Here is a 15119-nt window from a genome sequence, read left to right as displayed (position 1 = left end):
CGGCGCCTGGCTCGGCCGGGGCTATGCGGCGGCGGCCAGCGCGGTGCGGTCGTGGCCTGCGGCGCGCAGCCGCGAGGTCCTGGCGATGCGCGCCCTGGCCGCGCGGGTCGCGTCAGCCAGCGCGAGCTCGCGCGTGAGGAAGCCGGCGTTGGGTTTGGTGAACCTGGCATGCGCATCCAGCGCATAGGTCCATTCCCACTTGCCGAAGGTGACCTCGGCCAGTGTCACGACAACGTGGCAATGCTGATAGAAAAAACTCTCGCTCATGCTTGTTTCCTGTGTGGGACAGCGCGCTGGCCATGGCCTGCAAGCCATGCGGGCCAGTGGCGGTCTGTCAGCCAGCCGCGCAGGGGCAGCCGGCCATCCTGTGGGTCGATGGCGGCGGCGCCGGCATCCTGGGCGATCTCGCAGAGCCGCCCCTTTGCGTGCGGGTCGCACGCGCAGATCATCATCAGCTGGCCTGCGGTCATTTGCCGCTTCTGCCGCCTCAGGCCGGCGCGCATGATCCCGGCGCCGATCACGCTGCCCAGCCACCGGCCGATCACGGCGCCCAGCGCCATGCCGCCGAGGTAGGCCATGAAGCCCGTGGCCGCGTTGGCCGGCGTGCCGTAGCGGAACACGAGCCAGGCCACCAGCACTGCGCCGGCGGCCATGCCGGCTGCCGCGACTTCATTGCGATAGGTGACCTGTGCCGCGTGGGGCGAGGGCAGGCCTTCGGCCGGCTGGTCGTCGCGCTGGAAGAACCATGGCCCGTCGATGCGTGCGGGAGTCGCGGCCAGCTCGCCAAGCTGCGCGTGCGCGCGCCTTGCCGCGGCAATGTCGTTCAGCCGGAAATACAACAGGGTGAGCATGGTCATGCCTCGCTTGGTGTCAGGTCCATTTGCCGCTGGACCACGGAAAGCCTGCGAAACGCCGGGCGCCTGGGCGCCGGAATGTCTTCGCCAGGGGGGAGGACGGCGGCTGCAGCCGCGGCCATCCGTTGCCCACGGCCTGGTCCCAGTCGATCAGTAGCGTGGCGGCACGGTGCAGGTGGGTCGCGGCCAGGCGCACAAAGCCCAGGCGCGCGCGCATCGGCGCAGTGGGATGCCGGTCACGCAGCAGGCGCGTGGCCGGAAGTCGCTGATACAGGATTCTGGCGGTGGGGTCGGGCACAGTGAGTTCCTTCATGGGTGCCGGGCAACAATCCGGCCGGCAGTTGAAAGAAACGGCGGGAGCGCCAGCTCGCGGACGAGCGCGCGGCGCGGCGGGCAGGGGAGCATGAAGGTCCAGGTGGTCCCCGTGAGTGACTTCAGCAGTCACCGGTGCTAGACGTTGTCGAGGGGGGAGGCCCGGGAACGAGTGGCGAGCGCCTGTGGGCATACATGGACTGCAAGCGCTGCTTAACCATTCTAGGCCTCGGGCGCTGCAGGCACCAGCTGACTTACAACAAAGCTGCCAGGCCCCGCGCGGCGCGCCTCCCAGGGGGGGCGGCGGTGCAAGCAAATTGCCACAGGAGGGGTTTGTCAGCGTATGCTCGCGACAAAAGGGCACGCCCCGCCCTGAATGCCGCCGCGCTGGCAAGCGGCGGCTCGGACTTCAAATCAGGGCGGCAGCCTGATCGCGCCCGCGGACTTTGTACAACAAAGGGAGACAACCATGTCGAGGCAGATCAAGAACAAGGCCGAACTGCGTGCCCTGGTACGCGCCGAGCAGTCGAAGTTCGCCGCCTGCGAAGGCGCCTGCTTTGGCGATGTGGTCTGGCACGCGCCGGACGCCGGCGGCTGCAACTGGAGCCTGTCCACGATGGAGGGCGGCAACAGCAGCGCCTGCGTGGAAGCGCTGCGTCCCTTCACCGACAAGCTGCGCGAGACCTATAACGTGCCTGACGAGGGCAGGTAGCCCGCGGGATTACGCGGGGGCCTGCGCGGTCGACAGCATCCGCTCCACATAGCGGGCGATCAGGTCGATCTCCAGGTTCACGCGCGCGCCCGGCTTGAGTTCCTGCAGCGTGGTGACTTCCACGGTGTGGGGGATCAGGTTGATGGAGAACACGCAGCCGTCGGCTTCGTCATTGACGCGGTTGACGGTCAGCGACACCCCGTTGACCACGACCGAGCCCTTGTAGGCCAGGTAGCGTGCCAGCTCGCGCGGGGCGCGGATGCGCAGTTCATGCGATTCGCCCACCGGCGCGAAGTGCACGACTTCGCCCAGGCCGTCGACGTGCCCGGACACCAGGTGGCCGCCCAGGCGGTCGGCCAGGCGCAGTGCCTTTTCCAGGTTGACGCGGCCGGTGCTCTCCAGCCCCACGGTCTTGTCCAGCGACTCGCGCGAGACCTCGACGTCGAAACTGTCGGGCGCCATGGCGATCACGGTCATGCAGGCGCCCTGGATGGCAATGCTGTCGCCGATGATGACGTCCGACAGGTCCAGCCCGCCCGCGGCGATATGCAAGCGCACGCCGGCATCGGCGGCGCCCAGCGGGGTTACGGAATCAATGCGGCCGACTGCCGCGACAATGCCTGTAAACATGGTGGTGTCTTCTGCTTTGGGTATTTGGAATCTGGATACGCGGTGCCGATGGGTGGCGCGCTACGCGTCGTTGCGCCGGGCAATCAGGCGCAGGTCGTCGCCGATCTGCCGGATCTCATGCCAGCGGAACTGTGCGGCGTCCTGCAGCCGCGCCAGCGGCGGCAAGTTGAACATGCCCTGGGCATCGCCCAGCAGCTTGGGTGCGAGGTAGATCAGCAGCTCGTCGGCGCAATGCTCGCGCACCAGCGAACCGTTGAGCTTGAAGCCGGCTTCCACGTGCAGCTCATTGATGCCGCGCCGGCCGAGTTCTTCCAGCATGCGGCGCAACTCGACCTTGCCGTGCGGGTTGGGCAGGACCACGACTTCGGCGCCGCGGCCTTCCAGTGCGCGCTGGCGTTCGCGGTCCTCCACCGCGCAGAACACCAGCACCGGCTTGGCGAACTGGCCGGTGTCCGGCGTCAGGATCTGCGCGTCCAGCGGGACCTCCAGCCGCGAATCGACCAGCACCCGCTGGGGCTGGCGCGGCGTGGCGATGGCCCGCACCGTCAGCGCGGGGTTGTCGTCGCGCACGGTGCCGATGCCGGTGAGGATCGCGCACGCACGTGCGCGCCAGGCATGGCCGTCGTCGCGCGCGGCCTGGCCGGTGATCCACTGGCTGGTGCCGTCATGCAGCGCGGTGCCACCATCCATCGATGCCGCCACCTTGATGCGCACCCACGGCAGCCCGCGCGTCATGCGCGAGACGAAGCCGATATTCAGGTCGCGCGCTTCCTTCTCCAGCAGGCCGCAGCGCACGTCCACGCCGGCCTCGCGCAACCGCTGCAGGCCGCGCCCGGATACCGACGGGTTGGGATCCTCCATGGCCGCTACCACGCGCGCTACGCCCGCGCGCACCAGCGCATCGGCGCACGGCGGCGTGCGTCCGAAATGGCTGCACGGCTCCAGCGTGACATAGGCGGTGGAGCCGGCCGGGTCCAGCCCGCGCGCCAGCGCGTCCTTCATCGCCTGGATCTCGGCATGGTCCTGTCCGGCCGGCTGGGTGAACCCCTGGCCGATGACCTGGCCATCCTTGACGAGCACGCAGCCGACGCGCGGGTTGGGCGTGGTGATGAACATGCCCCGCGCGGCGAGCGCGAGGGCCTGTTGCATGGCGGCGTGGTCGGTATCGGAAAACATTCGGCGGTTGCGTTTGCCCTGGCGCAGCGATCTGGAATACAGGGCTGCCGGGTTATGGTGGTCCGGAGGACTCCGTCGCATCGCAGTCAGCGTCGCGGCCGGGGGTGCAGAGTCGGATACGTCCCTGCGCGCCCAGCCTGACTTGCCGCTGCTCGCCACGGCAGCCGAGCGTGAAAGTAGCGGCCTGGAAACCGCCCTGCTCAGAACGAGAGTATCCCACAGGCAGGAATTTCAGCACATTCGTGCCGCGGGCGGTCTGGCGCAGCGTCACCCACAGGCAGGGCATGCCCGGTTCGACCACGGCCAGCACCGCGCGGCGATCCGGGGCGCCGTCTGCCGCGACCAGTTGCCAGCCAGGGCCCAGCGTCGCCTCGCCCGGCAGCGGCTGCAGCGTCACCTCGAGGCGGCGCGCCAGTGCGGTGGCCCGCGCCAGCGCCAGCGATGCCGCCAGCCGGTCGGCCGCCAGTGTGACCTGTTGCCGGGCGAGCAGGCCGCCGAACACCGGATAGGATGCCGCCGCCAGCAGTGCCAGGATGGCCAGGCCGGCGAGCAGCTCGGCCAGAGTCAGGCCATGGTGGCGGCGGGGAGCGTGGCTGTTCATCGTGCCTTCAGCAATGGGACGGAAGCGGCCGTGGCACGGCTTCACCTTCGGGCAGCGTCAGCCACTGTCCGGTGCTGCGCAGGATCAGCACGCCGCACTCCGGGTCGGGCCGCTGCGGGACGGCTCGCAATTCAACACAGGTATCCAGGCCGGCCTGCGGGCATGCCGCGGCTGTCACGACATGACGCACGGTGCCGGTGGCCGGTACGGATAGTGGCCATTCCCCGGCGGCCACTTCGGCACCGGGTTCGGTGGCAAACGTCATGGCGCCGACGGCGTGGCGCTCCAGTTGCAGCATTCCCTCGGTCAGCGCGGTACGCGCCTGCGCCCGCCATCCCCGCATCAGGTGGCCGTGCCATGCGGGCACGGCGATGGCCGCGAGGATGGCGAGGACGGCCAACGCAACCGCAAGCTCGACCAGGCTGAACCCGGCCCGGGGCCGGGAGGCAGGCGCCGCGGTAGTCATGGCAAATCCTCCCGTACCGGTCCGGCGATCTCGCGCCAGCGCAGGCGCCCGGTGCGCCGGCTGGCCATGGTTTGCGACACCCGCGTGACCGTGTTGCCATCGACAGCCCACAGCGACAGCTCGTAAGCCTGGCGCGCGGTGCGTCCCGGCTGCGCCGGTGCGGCGGGCAATTCGGCAACGGTCACGAACACGCTGGCGCCTGGAGCCAGCAACTGGCCGGTGGCCATGTGCAGGCGTTCGCCGGTTCCGCTCTGGCTGACCGATTCCCCGGTCGCCGCCAGCACCAGGTAGCTGCGTTGCGCGCCATCGGGCGTGCGCGTCACGAACAGCAGATGGCCGGGGAAGACCGGCTGGACCTCCACCACCTGTTCGCCGGCATGGGGCAGGGTCAGATGCCAGCCGGCATCGCCGGCGCCGGCTGGCTGCGCGCGCAGGGTGTGCCCGCCATCTGCGGCCTGCGCCGCGACTTCCACCAACGGGACCGCCGTGGCGGCGCGCGTGGACGACAGGTCGGGCACCGCTGCAAGTTCGTTGCCCGTGCCATAGACCACGACCGGCGCAGTCGGCGCTCCGAGCAGCACGGGCGCTTCGGGCATGAGCGGCTGCGCCGACGTCTGCATCCGGTGGAGGCATGACACGGCGGGCGCACCGCCCGGCTGAGGCGCCTCCGCGAGCGGGAAGCGCCATAGCTGGCCGGCATCGTCTGTCGCATAGGCAGCGCGTGCCGTGCCTGTCATGTCGGACAGCACGCTGGCCGCCACCAGGTTGCCGGTTGCCGGCCGGCCCAGGCAGTCGCGTTCCGGCAATGGCAAGGTGCGGACGGCGTACTGCCCGGCCCATGCCGCCCCGGCGGGCTTGTCCAATGGCAGCAGCGCAAGGCCGGAGCGCGCTGCCTCCGACTTGTCATGGGTCGCGGCAGCCAGCGTCACGACTGCGTACCAGCGCAATCCGTCCTGGCCAGGAATGCCGGCGGCACGCACCGGGCCGCGTGCGGATAGTGGCAATGTGTCCGTGGCGGCGATCTCCCACAGCAATGCAAAAGGCATCGGACCGTCGGGATCCGAGACGTCGAGCGCGAATGCCGCTGCGGGGTTGCCGGTCCTGGCGCTGCCAGGGATGCCGCACAGCACGACCGTGCGCCACTCGCCATGGATCGTCACATCCTGCGCTTCGGGGCGAGGGCAGGGCGCGGGCGCCAGCGGCGCGTCGTTCGCCGGCGTGGCGGCGGCATAGGGCAACAGCACGCCGGGCAGATAGGCGGCGCGCTCCTCGCCGGTCACGGCATTGAACGCATGCAGCAGACCGTCGTTGGTGCCCAGCCAGACGACGTGCGGGCGCAGGCTGTAGCGCGCGCGAAAGCCGGCATGCCCGGGTTTGCCAGGCGCCCAGGCCGGAGGCGCAACCACCCGCACGCGCGCGCCTGCGGCATTGCCGAGTCGCGTGTCGCGCTGGCGCAGGCCGGCCTCGGTGCGGTCGCCGCGCAGCCATTCGAGGTGAGCGCGGTCAAGGCGGCCCAGCATGTCCGCGCTATCCGTATTCCGGAAGGCGGCATCGATGGCAGCCCATTGCAGCGCGATGACGCGCTGCGGCGGCGCTGACGACGTGAATATGCGACGCGATCCAACCGGCCGATGGTCGAGGCTCGTGCCGGCTTCCCATAGATAAGGCGACAGCACTGGCGCCGGTCCTTGCCAGCCGACAGCGAACAAGCGCCCGGTCCATGGATATGCGCCCGCCGTGGTCCGGTAAGCCAGGGGCAGCCGACCTGCTTCGGATCCGGTGGCGGCAGACGCTGGTGCAATGGCGATGGCCAGGCAGGCGGAGGCAACGGCAACGAGGCGATTCACGGCTGGATCACGCTCTGTAGCACGGCACGTACGGCACGGCTGCGGCCGAAGCCGATGGCCGTGATCCGGATCCGTGGTGCCGGTGTGGTGGCGGAAGGGGCATCCGGAGTGCTGTAGCCGGACGGTGCTTCGTCCAGGATCTCGGCGACATACCGCGGCAGTTCGCGCGTGCCGGCGGCACCCGCGGGCAGCACCGGCAGCGTCGCACCCGAGAAGCGGCCGAATGGCACGCCGACGGCGTCCGCGCTGGTGTCGGCCAGCAGCCAGGGCTGCCACACGGGTGGGCCCGTCACCGCTGGCCGGCACACGCCAGCCTGCTGGCCGCTGCCGCAGTGTCCCGGTGCCGGCCAGATGCCGAGCCGGCCCATCATGTCTTGCGATATGGCGGCCGCAAGCAGGTCCGACTCGGCATCAAGCAACGCGACCTCGGCGGCCCGGAATGCGATTTCGCGTTCGAGCTGCATGACGGCAAGTTGCCGCGCGGACAGCAGCATGTGCAGCGTGCCGGCAGCGGTCAGCACTACCAGCAGCAGCATCGTGGCGCAGAGCAGCAGCGTGACGGCGCCTGCATTGTGGCGACATGGAAGGCGGCGGGCTAGCACAGCGTTTCCTGGCAGCGTGGCGCATTGCGCAGCCGCACCGTGGTGGCGAAGACACGGCGGGCGGTGCCGGCCTGCGACGGCGGCACCGGCGCCAGATCGCCGGCGGCGGTGCCGGGTGGGTCGGCGTCTTTGCCCGGGCTTGCCGCTGCCGAACCCGGGCGCTCGCCGCGCACGGCAATGGCAATCTGCACGGCCACCACGCGATGCCAGGCGGATTCATCCAGCGAGTGGATCGCGGATGCCGTCTCGAAGCGGTCGGCCCGGCCGTCGCCGTCCGTATCCAGGCCGTAGCGCACTTGCAGTGATTCAACGCCGCGGACCAGCGCGCCGGAGGTCCAGCCAGTGCCGTCGATCACGCCACCGCGGCGTGCCGGGTAGCGGCACAGCAGTTGCGGCACGCCATCGCTGCCCGCCGCGACATAGATCAGGTTGGCTGCGACGTAGCCACTGTGCGCGTCAGCACCGGCCACGCGCGCGGCGACGGCGTAGCCGCTGCAGTCGGTCATGGTTTCATCCGGCTGCGACGGCGCAGCCGGCAGGCCGCTGCCGCTGAAGCGGACCAGCAGCGCATCGCTGCGGCCGACGCCAGCCCTGCCGCAGGACGGCACCGCACCGATGGCAGGCTGACCGCAGTCGTCGGCGCCGCTGACGGCCGGCGGCGCAGGGTAGGAGGTGGCGGGAAGGGGCTCGCCGGGCCAGCCGGACTGGCGCAGCAGCGCGGCGATGATCGTCAGGGCGCGCTGGCCGCGCTCTTCGAGCAGGATGCGGTCGGTGGCGGTGAGGTAGGCGGTACGAGTGGCATGGAATGCCGCAACGGCTGCCGCGGTGACGATCAGGCCGAGTATCAGTCCGACCAGCAGCTCGACCAGCGAGAATGCCCTGGATGCGTCCCGCCTCATGGCTGCATCCACAAGGCGATCGCGGGTATGCCGGCCTGCCCGCCAAGCCGTCCTGCCATGATCAGTGGCGAATCTTCCGGGCACGGAAACGCCGGGTTGTTCCCGCACCGGCTCGACCAGAGGTCTGGTCGCCCGCTTTGCAGTGCCGGCTGCGCTGTATCCAGCTCAGCCATCTCCACGGCAAGGCGGGCGGACCGGGCCAGCGCGTCGAGTTCGCGCAGCTGGGCCAGCGCCTTCGGCGCCAGCCCCATCATTGGCATCAGCCCGGCACCAAGCACGATCAGCGCGCACAGCGTTTCATGCAGCGCGAATCCCGCGGGGCGGCCGGCGCAACGCGGTCTGCGGCGCGGGCGGGCAGGTGGATGTGCTGGCTTGCGAAGATCCGGCATGGGCGGTCACCGAGACTGGCAGGGACCGTCAGACTAGCTGTCGCGAGCAGGCGAATACGTGCCTAAGCGTGGAGGATTTGCGGAATGTTGTTTCGGTCTTCCCGGGAACAGCGACCAGGCAGCCTCGCCTACTGACACACCGTGGCTTGTGTCGGCACGGGCGCGCATACGCGGACCCTGCCCAACTGGCTGATATCGATGAGCTTCTGGTTGCCGGTGCCCAGTCCCATCAGCACCTGGGCAGACTGCATCGCATCTGCCAGCGTGCGGGTATAGCCTACGGGCGAGTAGGAGAGGACCCCCGACTGCGGCGTGCTGGAGAATGCTACGGTCAATCCCTGGGCGGAGGGGACATGCTGAACCAGCACGGCTTGGCCCGTGCAGTCCGCGTTTCGATTTGGGTTCAGGCAGACAGTCCAGCCGTTGCGCCAGTCATTGCTGACGGGCGCCACGGTGACCCAGCTATTGCGCGATAGCGCACTGGCCCGTGCCAGGGAAAGCGACGAAGCCAGCGCGTCTGCTTCAGTGGCAAGCGTGTTGCGCTGAATGAAGGAGGTGTAGGCGGGTGCCGCCATGCCGGCGAGGATGACCAGCACGACCAGCGTGACCAGCAGTTCGATCAGCGTGAATCCGGTCTGGGGTCGGGGGGCTTGAGGGCGCATCACCAGCATCCCTGGGGCAGGTTCGCGAAGGCGGCGACATGGTTGATCAGCACGCCGCGCTCGCCGGTGCTGCGCAGCAGCAGCGTGCCACAGCGGTTGTCGGCGATCGTGGGCGTGGCGCTGACCTGCACGCATTCGTTGAATGCCAGCCCTGCGCACGCGCCGGATGCAATCGCGTAGTTGCCGCTTTCCGAGGCTTGCGGGAAGCCGCGCCAGGCGCGCGTGCTGTCGGCGGGGTCGACGTAGGAGTTGGCCTGTGCGTAACGACGCTCCAGCGCTTGCATGGCCGTCATCAATGCAGCCTTGGCTTCGGTGCGGCGCCCGCGGGCAACATGTTCGACGTAGTTGGGATACGCAATGCCAGCGAGGATGCCAAGGATGGCGATGGCAATCAGCATCTCCATCAGCGTGAAGCCGCTGGCGTGGCGACGCCAGTCACGGTGGCAGCGCTTCATTTGCGGCTCCGAAATTGCGAATCTCGCGCCAGCCAAGGCGCCCGGTGGTGGGGTGCCCCCCGTCGGTGGCTGTGTTGCCGGACACAAGCGGCCTGCTGGACAACGACGCGCCTGCGCTGCGGCCGCCACCCGATGCGCCGAACGAGAACACGTCGATGAACTTCAGCGTAGTGATCTGGCCGACGGCATTGCGTTGTGGATCGACCGTGGTCTTGGTCTGGATCAGCACTGGCGCACCCAGGATGCCGAAGGTGGAGAGATCGCCGGTCGATGTCCCCGTGGCGGGCATGCCGGTCAGCGCATTGATCTGATAGCGGCCGCTGTTGCTGGAGGCGCCGCAAAGATCATCGCCGGTCATCAGCGAGTTGAACCAGATCTTTCCGTAGGCTGGCACGAGTGCGGTGACCTGGCGTTCTCCGTTGCCCGGGAAATCAAAGTACCACCCCGCCTTCTGCCCAGTCTTTGAGCCGAGGCTATAGCTGCGTGACGAATATTCGTAAGCGCCCTTGCTGTTACGGGTCAGGGTGACCGGGTTCAGCATGCTGCGGTCTGCGATCGACTGGGAGCCTCCCGCATCGTAGATGCCGTACATGGCGTTCCGGGTCAGCGTGCCGGTGGTGATGGTGTCGGCAGGCTCCAGGTACTTCCCGGTGCCGAACACCACCATGTAGCCGCCGGGCGCGTAGACCCATTTGGGCTGGACCGTGATCGGTTGCGGCTTTCCGCTGGCATCGCGGGCCTGGAACAGCGGCCGGCCGTAGTTGCCGCCGCCGTAGTAGGGCAGGGCCCCGGCAGCGTTCCAGGTGGATGGGCCGCCATTCAGGATGAACTTCCAGAGGCGGCCCTGGAGGTCGCCGGCGTAGGCGGCGACGGTCTGCCCGTCGGTAAGCCGCACCAGCGCCGGCGAGCTCAGCCCGTTGGCAATGCCGGCGGTGACGTCCGCCGCCATCGAGATCTTCCAGTAATTGACGCCCAGTTGCCACGGCGTCCCGGCCGGCTTGTCCAGTGCCACGATGAACAGCACCGAAGGCGCGGCCGGATTGCTCGCGCCATCCGCATCGTTGGCATTCAGGCCGTTGCCCGTCATGGCAAACCACCTGTACACAGGCTTGTTGTCGGAGTCCTTGCCGGCAAACAGCTTGACGATCTGGGGCGGCGACATGACGTTGCCCATGTCGGCATCATCCTTGTCCGTGAACTCCCACAAGACATTGCCGGATCCGACGCTGGCGGGATCGCTGACATTCAGCGCAAAGAGGCCTTGCGCGCCGCCACCCATGCCAGAGACCAGCACGGTCTGCCAGGCGTTGCCGACCCGGGCTTCCGCCACGGCAGGCGTGGCGTCCACGTACGGCCGATGGATATAGCTCGGCGAGGTCAGCTGGACCAGGTTGGCGAACACTGCGTTTGGCACGTAGGCAAACAGTTCAGAGCCATTGGCCGCATTGAAGGCGTGGAGCATGCCATCGTTGGCGCCGATGTAAACTGCGGCGGTACGCTGGCTGTGGGCCTTGTAGAAGGCGGTGTAGTCGCTTTCGGCGATGGTGCTGGACGGGGCCGCCATGTAGACGGGGCCCGAGTTGACGATGTCGCCCAGCAGTGAGTCGCGCAAGCGCATGGTCCCCGTGCTGCCGGTGGATTGCTCCTGGCTGCGCTCGCCACGCAGATAGCTGAGCCGGCTCTGGGCCACGGTGTCAGTCTCTGTCGGCGCGAGCTTCAGTGCGGCCTTCTGCGCGGCGTTGAGGGATTTCCATTCGAAGGTGGCGCCCGCACCCGCGCCGGTTCCTGCATTGTCGGCCGTGCCCGACGGGACCCAGGTCAGCAGATTGCGGGCGGCGGTGCGGGCAGTCAGCACCTTGCCGGCCTCCCAGGTTTCGGTACTGGAGATCTGAACGCCGGTGTCGGGATCATTGGTCACCGCCAGTGCCGAAAGGCGCCCGTTCCATCGCTGGTCGAATCCGGGAGTGAACAAGAGGGTGTCGCTCGCCACCTGGGAAGAGGTCAGTGCCACGCCAGACAATGTGCCGGCCGCGTTGACGATTTGCGCGAAGACCTTCTTGATGGAAGCGATCATGGCGGCCGGCTGCCCGGCCAGGAACCAGTTGGCGGGGACGTCGGATCCGCCCGACGATTCCCATTCGGCATTGCTGGTGACGGTGGCGCCGCTGGCCCCCTTGGTGCGGAACGGATTGCCATCACCATTCTGGTCGTCAAAGCCGCCGTATTTTGCCGCCAGGTACATCTGGCTGCGGCGCTGTTCGTCGCCGACGCTGCCGTTCCCGTTCTCATTGACGTCGATGCTGAACGTGGTGACGCGCAATTCCGGCATATCGGGGCGGAAGCCGTAGGTATGGGCCCAATACGCGACGCCGGCCATATAGTAGGTGCCGTGGCCGCTGGAGCCGGTGTCGGCGCCAGCCAGGTTGGCGAGCGAGGTGTCGGGGCGGCTGTTGCCGGATGTTCCCGAACTCTCGAGATCGGCCACCGCCTGCGTCCAGGTCGTGACATCGAAGCTGTACTTGCTGTATTTCGATATCGCGTCCGCCGGCCGGGCCGAGTCGTTGGCAGAGACCGGCTTGCCACCGGAGAGGTAAGTCGTCCTGGTGTTGCCGGGAATGTAGCGGTCCCAGTGCGTATTGATATCGGCAATGGCAAGGACGTAGTTCTTCTGGCAACTGGCAAGGATGGGGTCTGTCCATTGTGTGTAGACCGGAAATCCATCCTTGTAGGCGCTGGCGTTGTCGATGGCTTCGGGCGTTGGTTGCCGGCCTTGCAGGTAGCGGATGCTCTCGTAGTAGAGTTCGCCGACCGGATCCAATGACTTGTAGGCGCCGGAACGCCCGAACTGATTCAGGTAATTGATGACGCCGCTGATGTTCTCTGACGCGCTCTCGGGGTTCTGGATGAATACGCCGTCGTCATCCCATTCCCGGCGCAGGTTGCTGGCTTGGTTGAAATTGCTGTCGACGGTGTTCGGCCCCACATACTTCAGGGGCGCCCGCAAGACACCGCCATAACGGGTATTGGCGCTGTCGTTCAGGTAGCCAAACGCGCCAAAGCGGACCTTGTCTGCATTGCGCTGCATTTCGCCAACCGGCTTGTACCCGGTGCGATACAGCTTGCAGAGATCGGTGCGGGACCTGGCTTCGCTTGCATCGCAGACTTGCACCCGTACCAGGTAGGTGCCCTGGTTCCTGTACTTGCCGGGGCTCGAGCAGCTGGCGCCGGACTCGGTGCTGTCCCCAAAGAACACCTTGTTGCCACATGAGGTGATGTACAAGGTCCTGCTGCTGAAAGGCGTGACCGAGGACGCCTTGTCGTAGGTCTTGCGGGGGAAGTAGGAGTTGCTGTTGAAAAAACTCTCCTGCAGCACGGCACGTTGCAGGATGGTCTGTGTGGCGGAGTCGACGACGCGGTCGCCCCCGGTCAGCGCGTAGCGCAGCATATCGATGGCCGAGGCCGTGGCCCAGTTCATGAAGTTGCCGCTGAACTGGCCCGTGCATGTGTGATCGGCCGTGTTGGCGTCGCCGGCAATGACAAAATAGCCATTGCTGGCGCTTCCGCTGTAGTTGTAGCACTTGCGCGGATTGAAGTAGCCAATGTATTCCGTGGTCGGCGAATACGTGCCGGAGCGATAGGCTGCCCCCACCGTGGGGAACTCCACCGAGAGCGTCAGCAGCAGGTTGGGATGGATATTCTGGTTGCGGCCGTACAGCGGCGCCTGCGCGAGCTTGACGGTCGCGAGGCTGCTCTGTTCCGTTGCGGCAAGCAGCGGGCCGGCGGGCAGGCTGAGAAGCGCAGCCATTGCCGCGAAAATGAATTTCCGGATCCGGCTCATTTGCCGTGCTCCGCGACAGGCATGGACGTTGCCATTCATTCCCCCTTCCGGTAGTACGACTGCAACATGACCCGGGTCGCCGGGTTAGCGCCAAAGCCGACGGCCGTGACGCGGAAGATGTATGCGCCCTCGCTCGCGCCTGGCGACATGTCGCTGATCGGCTCGATGATGTAGCGCGGCAGGGCGGCAGGCAGCAGCCCGCCTGTCGCGGTCGGGAACCTGCGGCCGGTGAAGGTGCCGTAGGCGGTGGTGCGTGCGTTGGCGCCCGTCTGGCTGAAGTCAACGGCAAGCCAGTTCGGCGTGCCGTCGAGCACCGGGTTGCACAATCCCTGGAAGGGTGAGGCGCCTGTCACGCCCGTATTGCAACCCGCCACGAACGGCAGCACATTCATCGTGGTGCCGGAGAAGATGGCCGACCGGCTGGTTGGGGCGGAAACACCCTGGATGTCGATTTCCGCATCCAGCAAGGCTGCCTCGGCCGCTTGCTGAGCCAGGTCCCGGTCGCGCTGGTTCGATGCCATGCGCTTGCTGCCAATGGCCAGCCGGGCACCGGCGATGGCGATGACGCTGATGATCAGCAGCATCACCAGGGCGGTGATCAGCGCGATGCCACGCGGGTTGGGGTGCGCGGTGCGGGCGTTCATGTCGGCGAGCAGGTGGTGCAGGTGGCCATGTTCCGGAGCTGTACGGTGACGGTGTACAGGCGTCGCATGCGCTGCAGTTGCGTGGCCGGCGTGAAGGATGTGTCGTTGCCCGGCGAGCCCGGGAACAGGCGCCCGAACAGGCGCAAGGTTGGCGGATCCTGAGGCGATGCGCTGGCGGTATCGCCCATCAGCACCATGGCAATCTTTATGGCGACGACGTTCTGCCAGGTGGTGGGCAGGGCCAGCACCTCGGTGGCCGACAGGAAGCGGTCCGGGGTCTGGTCGAAATTCGTATCCATGCCGTAAAGCACCTGGAAGACTTCAACGCCTGAGATCAGCGAAACAGCCTGGTACGCCGTGCCGGCCGTGAGGATTTCCTTGTTGGCGGCGTCCCGTGGACGATAGCCGCACATCAGCTGAGGCATGCCGCCGGCATCGTTGCTGACATAGAAGACCGCCATGCCGCGCGCTAGGTCTGCGTCTTCCCAGGCCTGCGGCTCGGCGACGCCATTGCCGGAGCAGTCGATCATGCTGTTGTCCGGGACGGTGCGGTCCTGCTGCGTGCCGGAGCCGAAGAAGCGGACCTGCAGCACATCGCTCTTGTTCACGGCACCCGCTTGGGCCGGACACGCGAGGTTTTGCGCCGGATTGCCGAGATCTTGCGCGGGGGCGCCGCAGCTGTCGAGGCCGCTGATGGTCGGCGACAGGCTCGTGGTGGTGAGCATGACGCCTCCGGGGCTGGGCGCGGGAGGCCCGCTGGCGCCGGGAGAGGCCGCGGCGCTGTTGCCCGCATAGTTGCTCCACGCGGCCTGGCGCACGATCCGAACCACGGTATCCACCGCAAAGCGGCCTTTCTCATCCAGCGCAGTGGTGTCATCGATGCTGTTGTAGTTGGCTCGTCCGGTCAGGTAGAGCGCCGCGGCAGCCATGATCAGGAGCAGGCTCAGCGTCATCGCCACCATCAGCTCCACCAGCGACAGCCCCAGTTGACGATGCCGGCCGGCGTTGAGATACGTCCTGGCGTTCCGCATG

Annotated in this window: 17 protein-coding genes; 1 reads left to right on the top strand and 16 read right to left on the bottom strand. The window is 67.6% G+C overall.

Translation table 11 applies throughout. The features are described from left to right. Nucleotides 1-21: 21 nt before the first annotated feature. The 3 genes from AC3WQZ_RS14475 to AC3WQZ_RS14465 are packed head-to-tail and all read right to left on the bottom strand — an operon-like array spanning nucleotide 22 to nucleotide 1167. Nucleotides 22-267, bottom strand: coding sequence for a hypothetical protein (locus tag AC3WQZ_RS14475; RefSeq protein WP_010813761.1), 246 nt, complete (start codon nucleotides 265-267; stop codon nucleotides 22-24). Beyond that, nucleotides 264-857 carry a hypothetical protein gene (locus tag AC3WQZ_RS14470; protein WP_492300770.1) on the bottom strand — a complete coding sequence of 198 codons (594 nt, stop codon included), beginning with the start codon at nucleotides 855-857 and terminating at the stop codon, nucleotides 264-266. Before AC3WQZ_RS14470 ends, AC3WQZ_RS14475 begins: the two co-directional genes overlap by 4 nt. Before the next feature lie 13 nt (nucleotides 858-870). Further along, nucleotides 871-1167 carry a hypothetical protein gene (locus AC3WQZ_RS14465; RefSeq protein WP_010813759.1) on the bottom strand — a complete coding sequence of 99 codons (297 nt, stop codon included), beginning with the start codon at nucleotides 1165-1167 and terminating at the stop codon, nucleotides 871-873. Nucleotides 1168-1635: 468 nt separating this feature from the next. On the opposite strand from AC3WQZ_RS14465, the gene AC3WQZ_RS14460 reads away from it, so the two are divergent. After that, nucleotides 1636-1878: a hypothetical protein gene (locus AC3WQZ_RS14460; RefSeq protein WP_010813758.1), complete on the top strand. Its 243-nt coding sequence runs from the start codon at nucleotides 1636-1638 to the stop codon at nucleotides 1876-1878. 9 nt (nucleotides 1879-1887) lie between these two features. Here the strand turns inward: AC3WQZ_RS14460 and AC3WQZ_RS14455 are convergent, their stop codons facing one another. The 13 genes from AC3WQZ_RS14455 to AC3WQZ_RS14395 all read right to left on the bottom strand — a co-directional run bounded on the left by AC3WQZ_RS14455 (nucleotide 1888) and on the right by AC3WQZ_RS14395 (nucleotide 15118). Then, complete coding sequence (locus AC3WQZ_RS14455) at nucleotides 1888-2508, bottom strand: riboflavin synthase (protein ID WP_010813757.1); 621 nt, start codon at nucleotides 2506-2508, stop codon at nucleotides 1888-1890. 60 nt (nucleotides 2509-2568) lie between these two features. Beyond that, nucleotides 2569-3684, bottom strand: coding sequence for a bifunctional diaminohydroxyphosphoribosylaminopyrimidine deaminase/5-amino-6-(5-phosphoribosylamino)uracil reductase RibD (gene ribD, locus AC3WQZ_RS14450; protein WP_010813756.1), 1116 nt, complete (start codon nucleotides 3682-3684; stop codon nucleotides 2569-2571). 52 nt (nucleotides 3685-3736) lie between these two features. Continuing rightward, nucleotides 3737-4285, bottom strand: a complete 549-nt coding sequence (locus AC3WQZ_RS14445) for a GspH/FimT family pseudopilin (protein WP_454751179.1) — start codon at nucleotides 4283-4285, stop codon at nucleotides 3737-3739. A gap of 7 nt (nucleotides 4286-4292) precedes the next feature. After that, nucleotides 4293-4751, bottom strand: a complete 459-nt coding sequence (locus AC3WQZ_RS14440) for a type IV pilin protein (RefSeq protein WP_492300769.1) — start codon at nucleotides 4749-4751, stop codon at nucleotides 4293-4295. Beyond that, nucleotides 4748-6271, bottom strand: a complete 1524-nt coding sequence (locus tag AC3WQZ_RS14435; protein WP_492300768.1) for a pilus assembly protein — start codon at nucleotides 6269-6271, stop codon at nucleotides 4748-4750. Before AC3WQZ_RS14435 ends, AC3WQZ_RS14440 begins: the two co-directional genes overlap by 4 nt. A 323-nt stretch (nucleotides 6272-6594) precedes the next feature. Beyond that, nucleotides 6595-7200: a pilus assembly protein gene (locus AC3WQZ_RS14430; RefSeq protein ID WP_439668128.1), complete on the bottom strand. Its 606-nt coding sequence runs from the start codon at nucleotides 7198-7200 to the stop codon at nucleotides 6595-6597. Next, nucleotides 7194-8099 (bottom strand): PilW family protein, encoded by a 906-nt coding sequence (locus AC3WQZ_RS14425; protein WP_010813751.1) that lies wholly within the window; start codon nucleotides 8097-8099, stop codon nucleotides 7194-7196. Before AC3WQZ_RS14425 ends, AC3WQZ_RS14430 begins: the two co-directional genes overlap by 7 nt. Next, nucleotides 8096-8488 carry a type IV pilus modification PilV family protein gene (locus AC3WQZ_RS14420; RefSeq protein ID WP_144062240.1) on the bottom strand — a complete coding sequence of 131 codons (393 nt, stop codon included), beginning with the start codon at nucleotides 8486-8488 and terminating at the stop codon, nucleotides 8096-8098. The genes AC3WQZ_RS14425 and AC3WQZ_RS14420 overlap by 4 nt, the downstream gene beginning before the upstream one ends. A gap of 128 nt (nucleotides 8489-8616) precedes the next feature. Continuing rightward, nucleotides 8617-9159 carry a GspH/FimT family pseudopilin gene (locus AC3WQZ_RS14415; protein WP_010813749.1) on the bottom strand — a complete coding sequence of 181 codons (543 nt, stop codon included), beginning with the start codon at nucleotides 9157-9159 and terminating at the stop codon, nucleotides 8617-8619. After that, nucleotides 9150-9605 (bottom strand): type IV pilin protein, encoded by a 456-nt coding sequence (locus AC3WQZ_RS14410; protein ID WP_492300766.1) that lies wholly within the window; start codon nucleotides 9603-9605, stop codon nucleotides 9150-9152. Before AC3WQZ_RS14410 ends, AC3WQZ_RS14415 begins: the two co-directional genes overlap by 10 nt. Next, a complete protein-coding gene (locus tag AC3WQZ_RS14405; RefSeq protein WP_492300765.1) occupies nucleotides 9586-13443 on the bottom strand; it encodes a pilus assembly protein in 3858 nt (1285 codons plus the stop codon). The genes AC3WQZ_RS14410 and AC3WQZ_RS14405 overlap by 20 nt, the downstream gene beginning before the upstream one ends. Nucleotides 13444-13478: 35 nt before the next feature. Next, nucleotides 13479-14087 (bottom strand): pilus assembly PilX family protein, encoded by a 609-nt coding sequence (locus AC3WQZ_RS14400; protein ID WP_492300764.1) that lies wholly within the window; start codon nucleotides 14085-14087, stop codon nucleotides 13479-13481. Next, nucleotides 14084-15118 carry a PilW family protein gene (locus tag AC3WQZ_RS14395; RefSeq protein ID WP_492300762.1) on the bottom strand — a complete coding sequence of 345 codons (1035 nt, stop codon included), beginning with the start codon at nucleotides 15116-15118 and terminating at the stop codon, nucleotides 14084-14086. The genes AC3WQZ_RS14400 and AC3WQZ_RS14395 overlap by 4 nt, the downstream gene beginning before the upstream one ends. Nucleotide 15119: the final 1 nt, after the last annotated feature.

The organism is Cupriavidus sp. FW305-26, assembly GCF_058787975.1.
This window is presented reverse-complemented; position numbering and strand designations above follow the sequence as displayed.

Excerpts from the sequence above, each read along its gene's own strand:
- AC3WQZ_RS14455 (WP_010813757.1), bottom strand. The coding sequence starts at position 2,508 with ATGTTTACAGGCATTGTCGCGGCAGTCGGCCGCATTGATTCCGTAACC.
- AC3WQZ_RS14445 (WP_454751179.1), bottom strand. The coding sequence starts at position 4,285 with ATGAACAGCCACGCTCCCCGCCGCCACCATGGCCTGACTCTGGCCGAG.
- AC3WQZ_RS14435 (WP_492300768.1), bottom strand. The coding sequence starts at position 6,271 with ATGCTGGGCCGCCTTGACCGCGCTCACCTCGAATGGCTGCGCGGCGAC.
- AC3WQZ_RS14425 (WP_010813751.1), bottom strand. The coding sequence starts at position 8,099 with ATGAGGCGGGACGCATCCAGGGCATTCTCGCTGGTCGAGCTGCTGGTC.
- AC3WQZ_RS14395 (WP_492300762.1), bottom strand. The coding sequence starts at position 15,118 with ATGCGGAACGCCAGGACGTATCTCAACGCCGGCCGGCATCGTCAACTG.
- AC3WQZ_RS14415 (WP_010813749.1), bottom strand. The coding sequence starts at position 9,159 with ATGCTGGTGATGCGCCCTCAAGCCCCCCGACCCCAGACCGGATTCACG.
- AC3WQZ_RS14470 (WP_492300770.1), bottom strand. The coding sequence starts at position 857 with ATGACCATGCTCACCCTGTTGTATTTCCGGCTGAACGACATTGCCGCG.
- ribD (WP_010813756.1), bottom strand. The coding sequence starts at position 3,684 with ATGTTTTCCGATACCGACCACGCCGCCATGCAACAGGCCCTCGCGCTC.
- AC3WQZ_RS14400 (WP_492300764.1), bottom strand. The coding sequence starts at position 14,087 with ATGAACGCCCGCACCGCGCACCCCAACCCGCGTGGCATCGCGCTGATC.
- AC3WQZ_RS14440 (WP_492300769.1), bottom strand. The coding sequence starts at position 4,751 with ATGACTACCGCGGCGCCTGCCTCCCGGCCCCGGGCCGGGTTCAGCCTG.
- AC3WQZ_RS14405 (WP_492300765.1), bottom strand. The coding sequence starts at position 13,443 with ATGAGCCGGATCCGGAAATTCATTTTCGCGGCAATGGCTGCGCTTCTC.
- AC3WQZ_RS14460 (WP_010813758.1), top strand. The coding sequence starts at position 1,636 with ATGTCGAGGCAGATCAAGAACAAGGCCGAACTGCGTGCCCTGGTACGC.
- AC3WQZ_RS14465 (WP_010813759.1), bottom strand. The coding sequence starts at position 1,167 with ATGAAGGAACTCACTGTGCCCGACCCCACCGCCAGAATCCTGTATCAG.
- AC3WQZ_RS14475 (WP_010813761.1), bottom strand. The coding sequence starts at position 267 with ATGAGCGAGAGTTTTTTCTATCAGCATTGCCACGTTGTCGTGACACTG.
- AC3WQZ_RS14410 (WP_492300766.1), bottom strand. The coding sequence starts at position 9,605 with ATGAAGCGCTGCCACCGTGACTGGCGTCGCCACGCCAGCGGCTTCACG.
- AC3WQZ_RS14420 (WP_144062240.1), bottom strand. The coding sequence starts at position 8,488 with ATGCCGGATCTTCGCAAGCCAGCACATCCACCTGCCCGCCCGCGCCGC.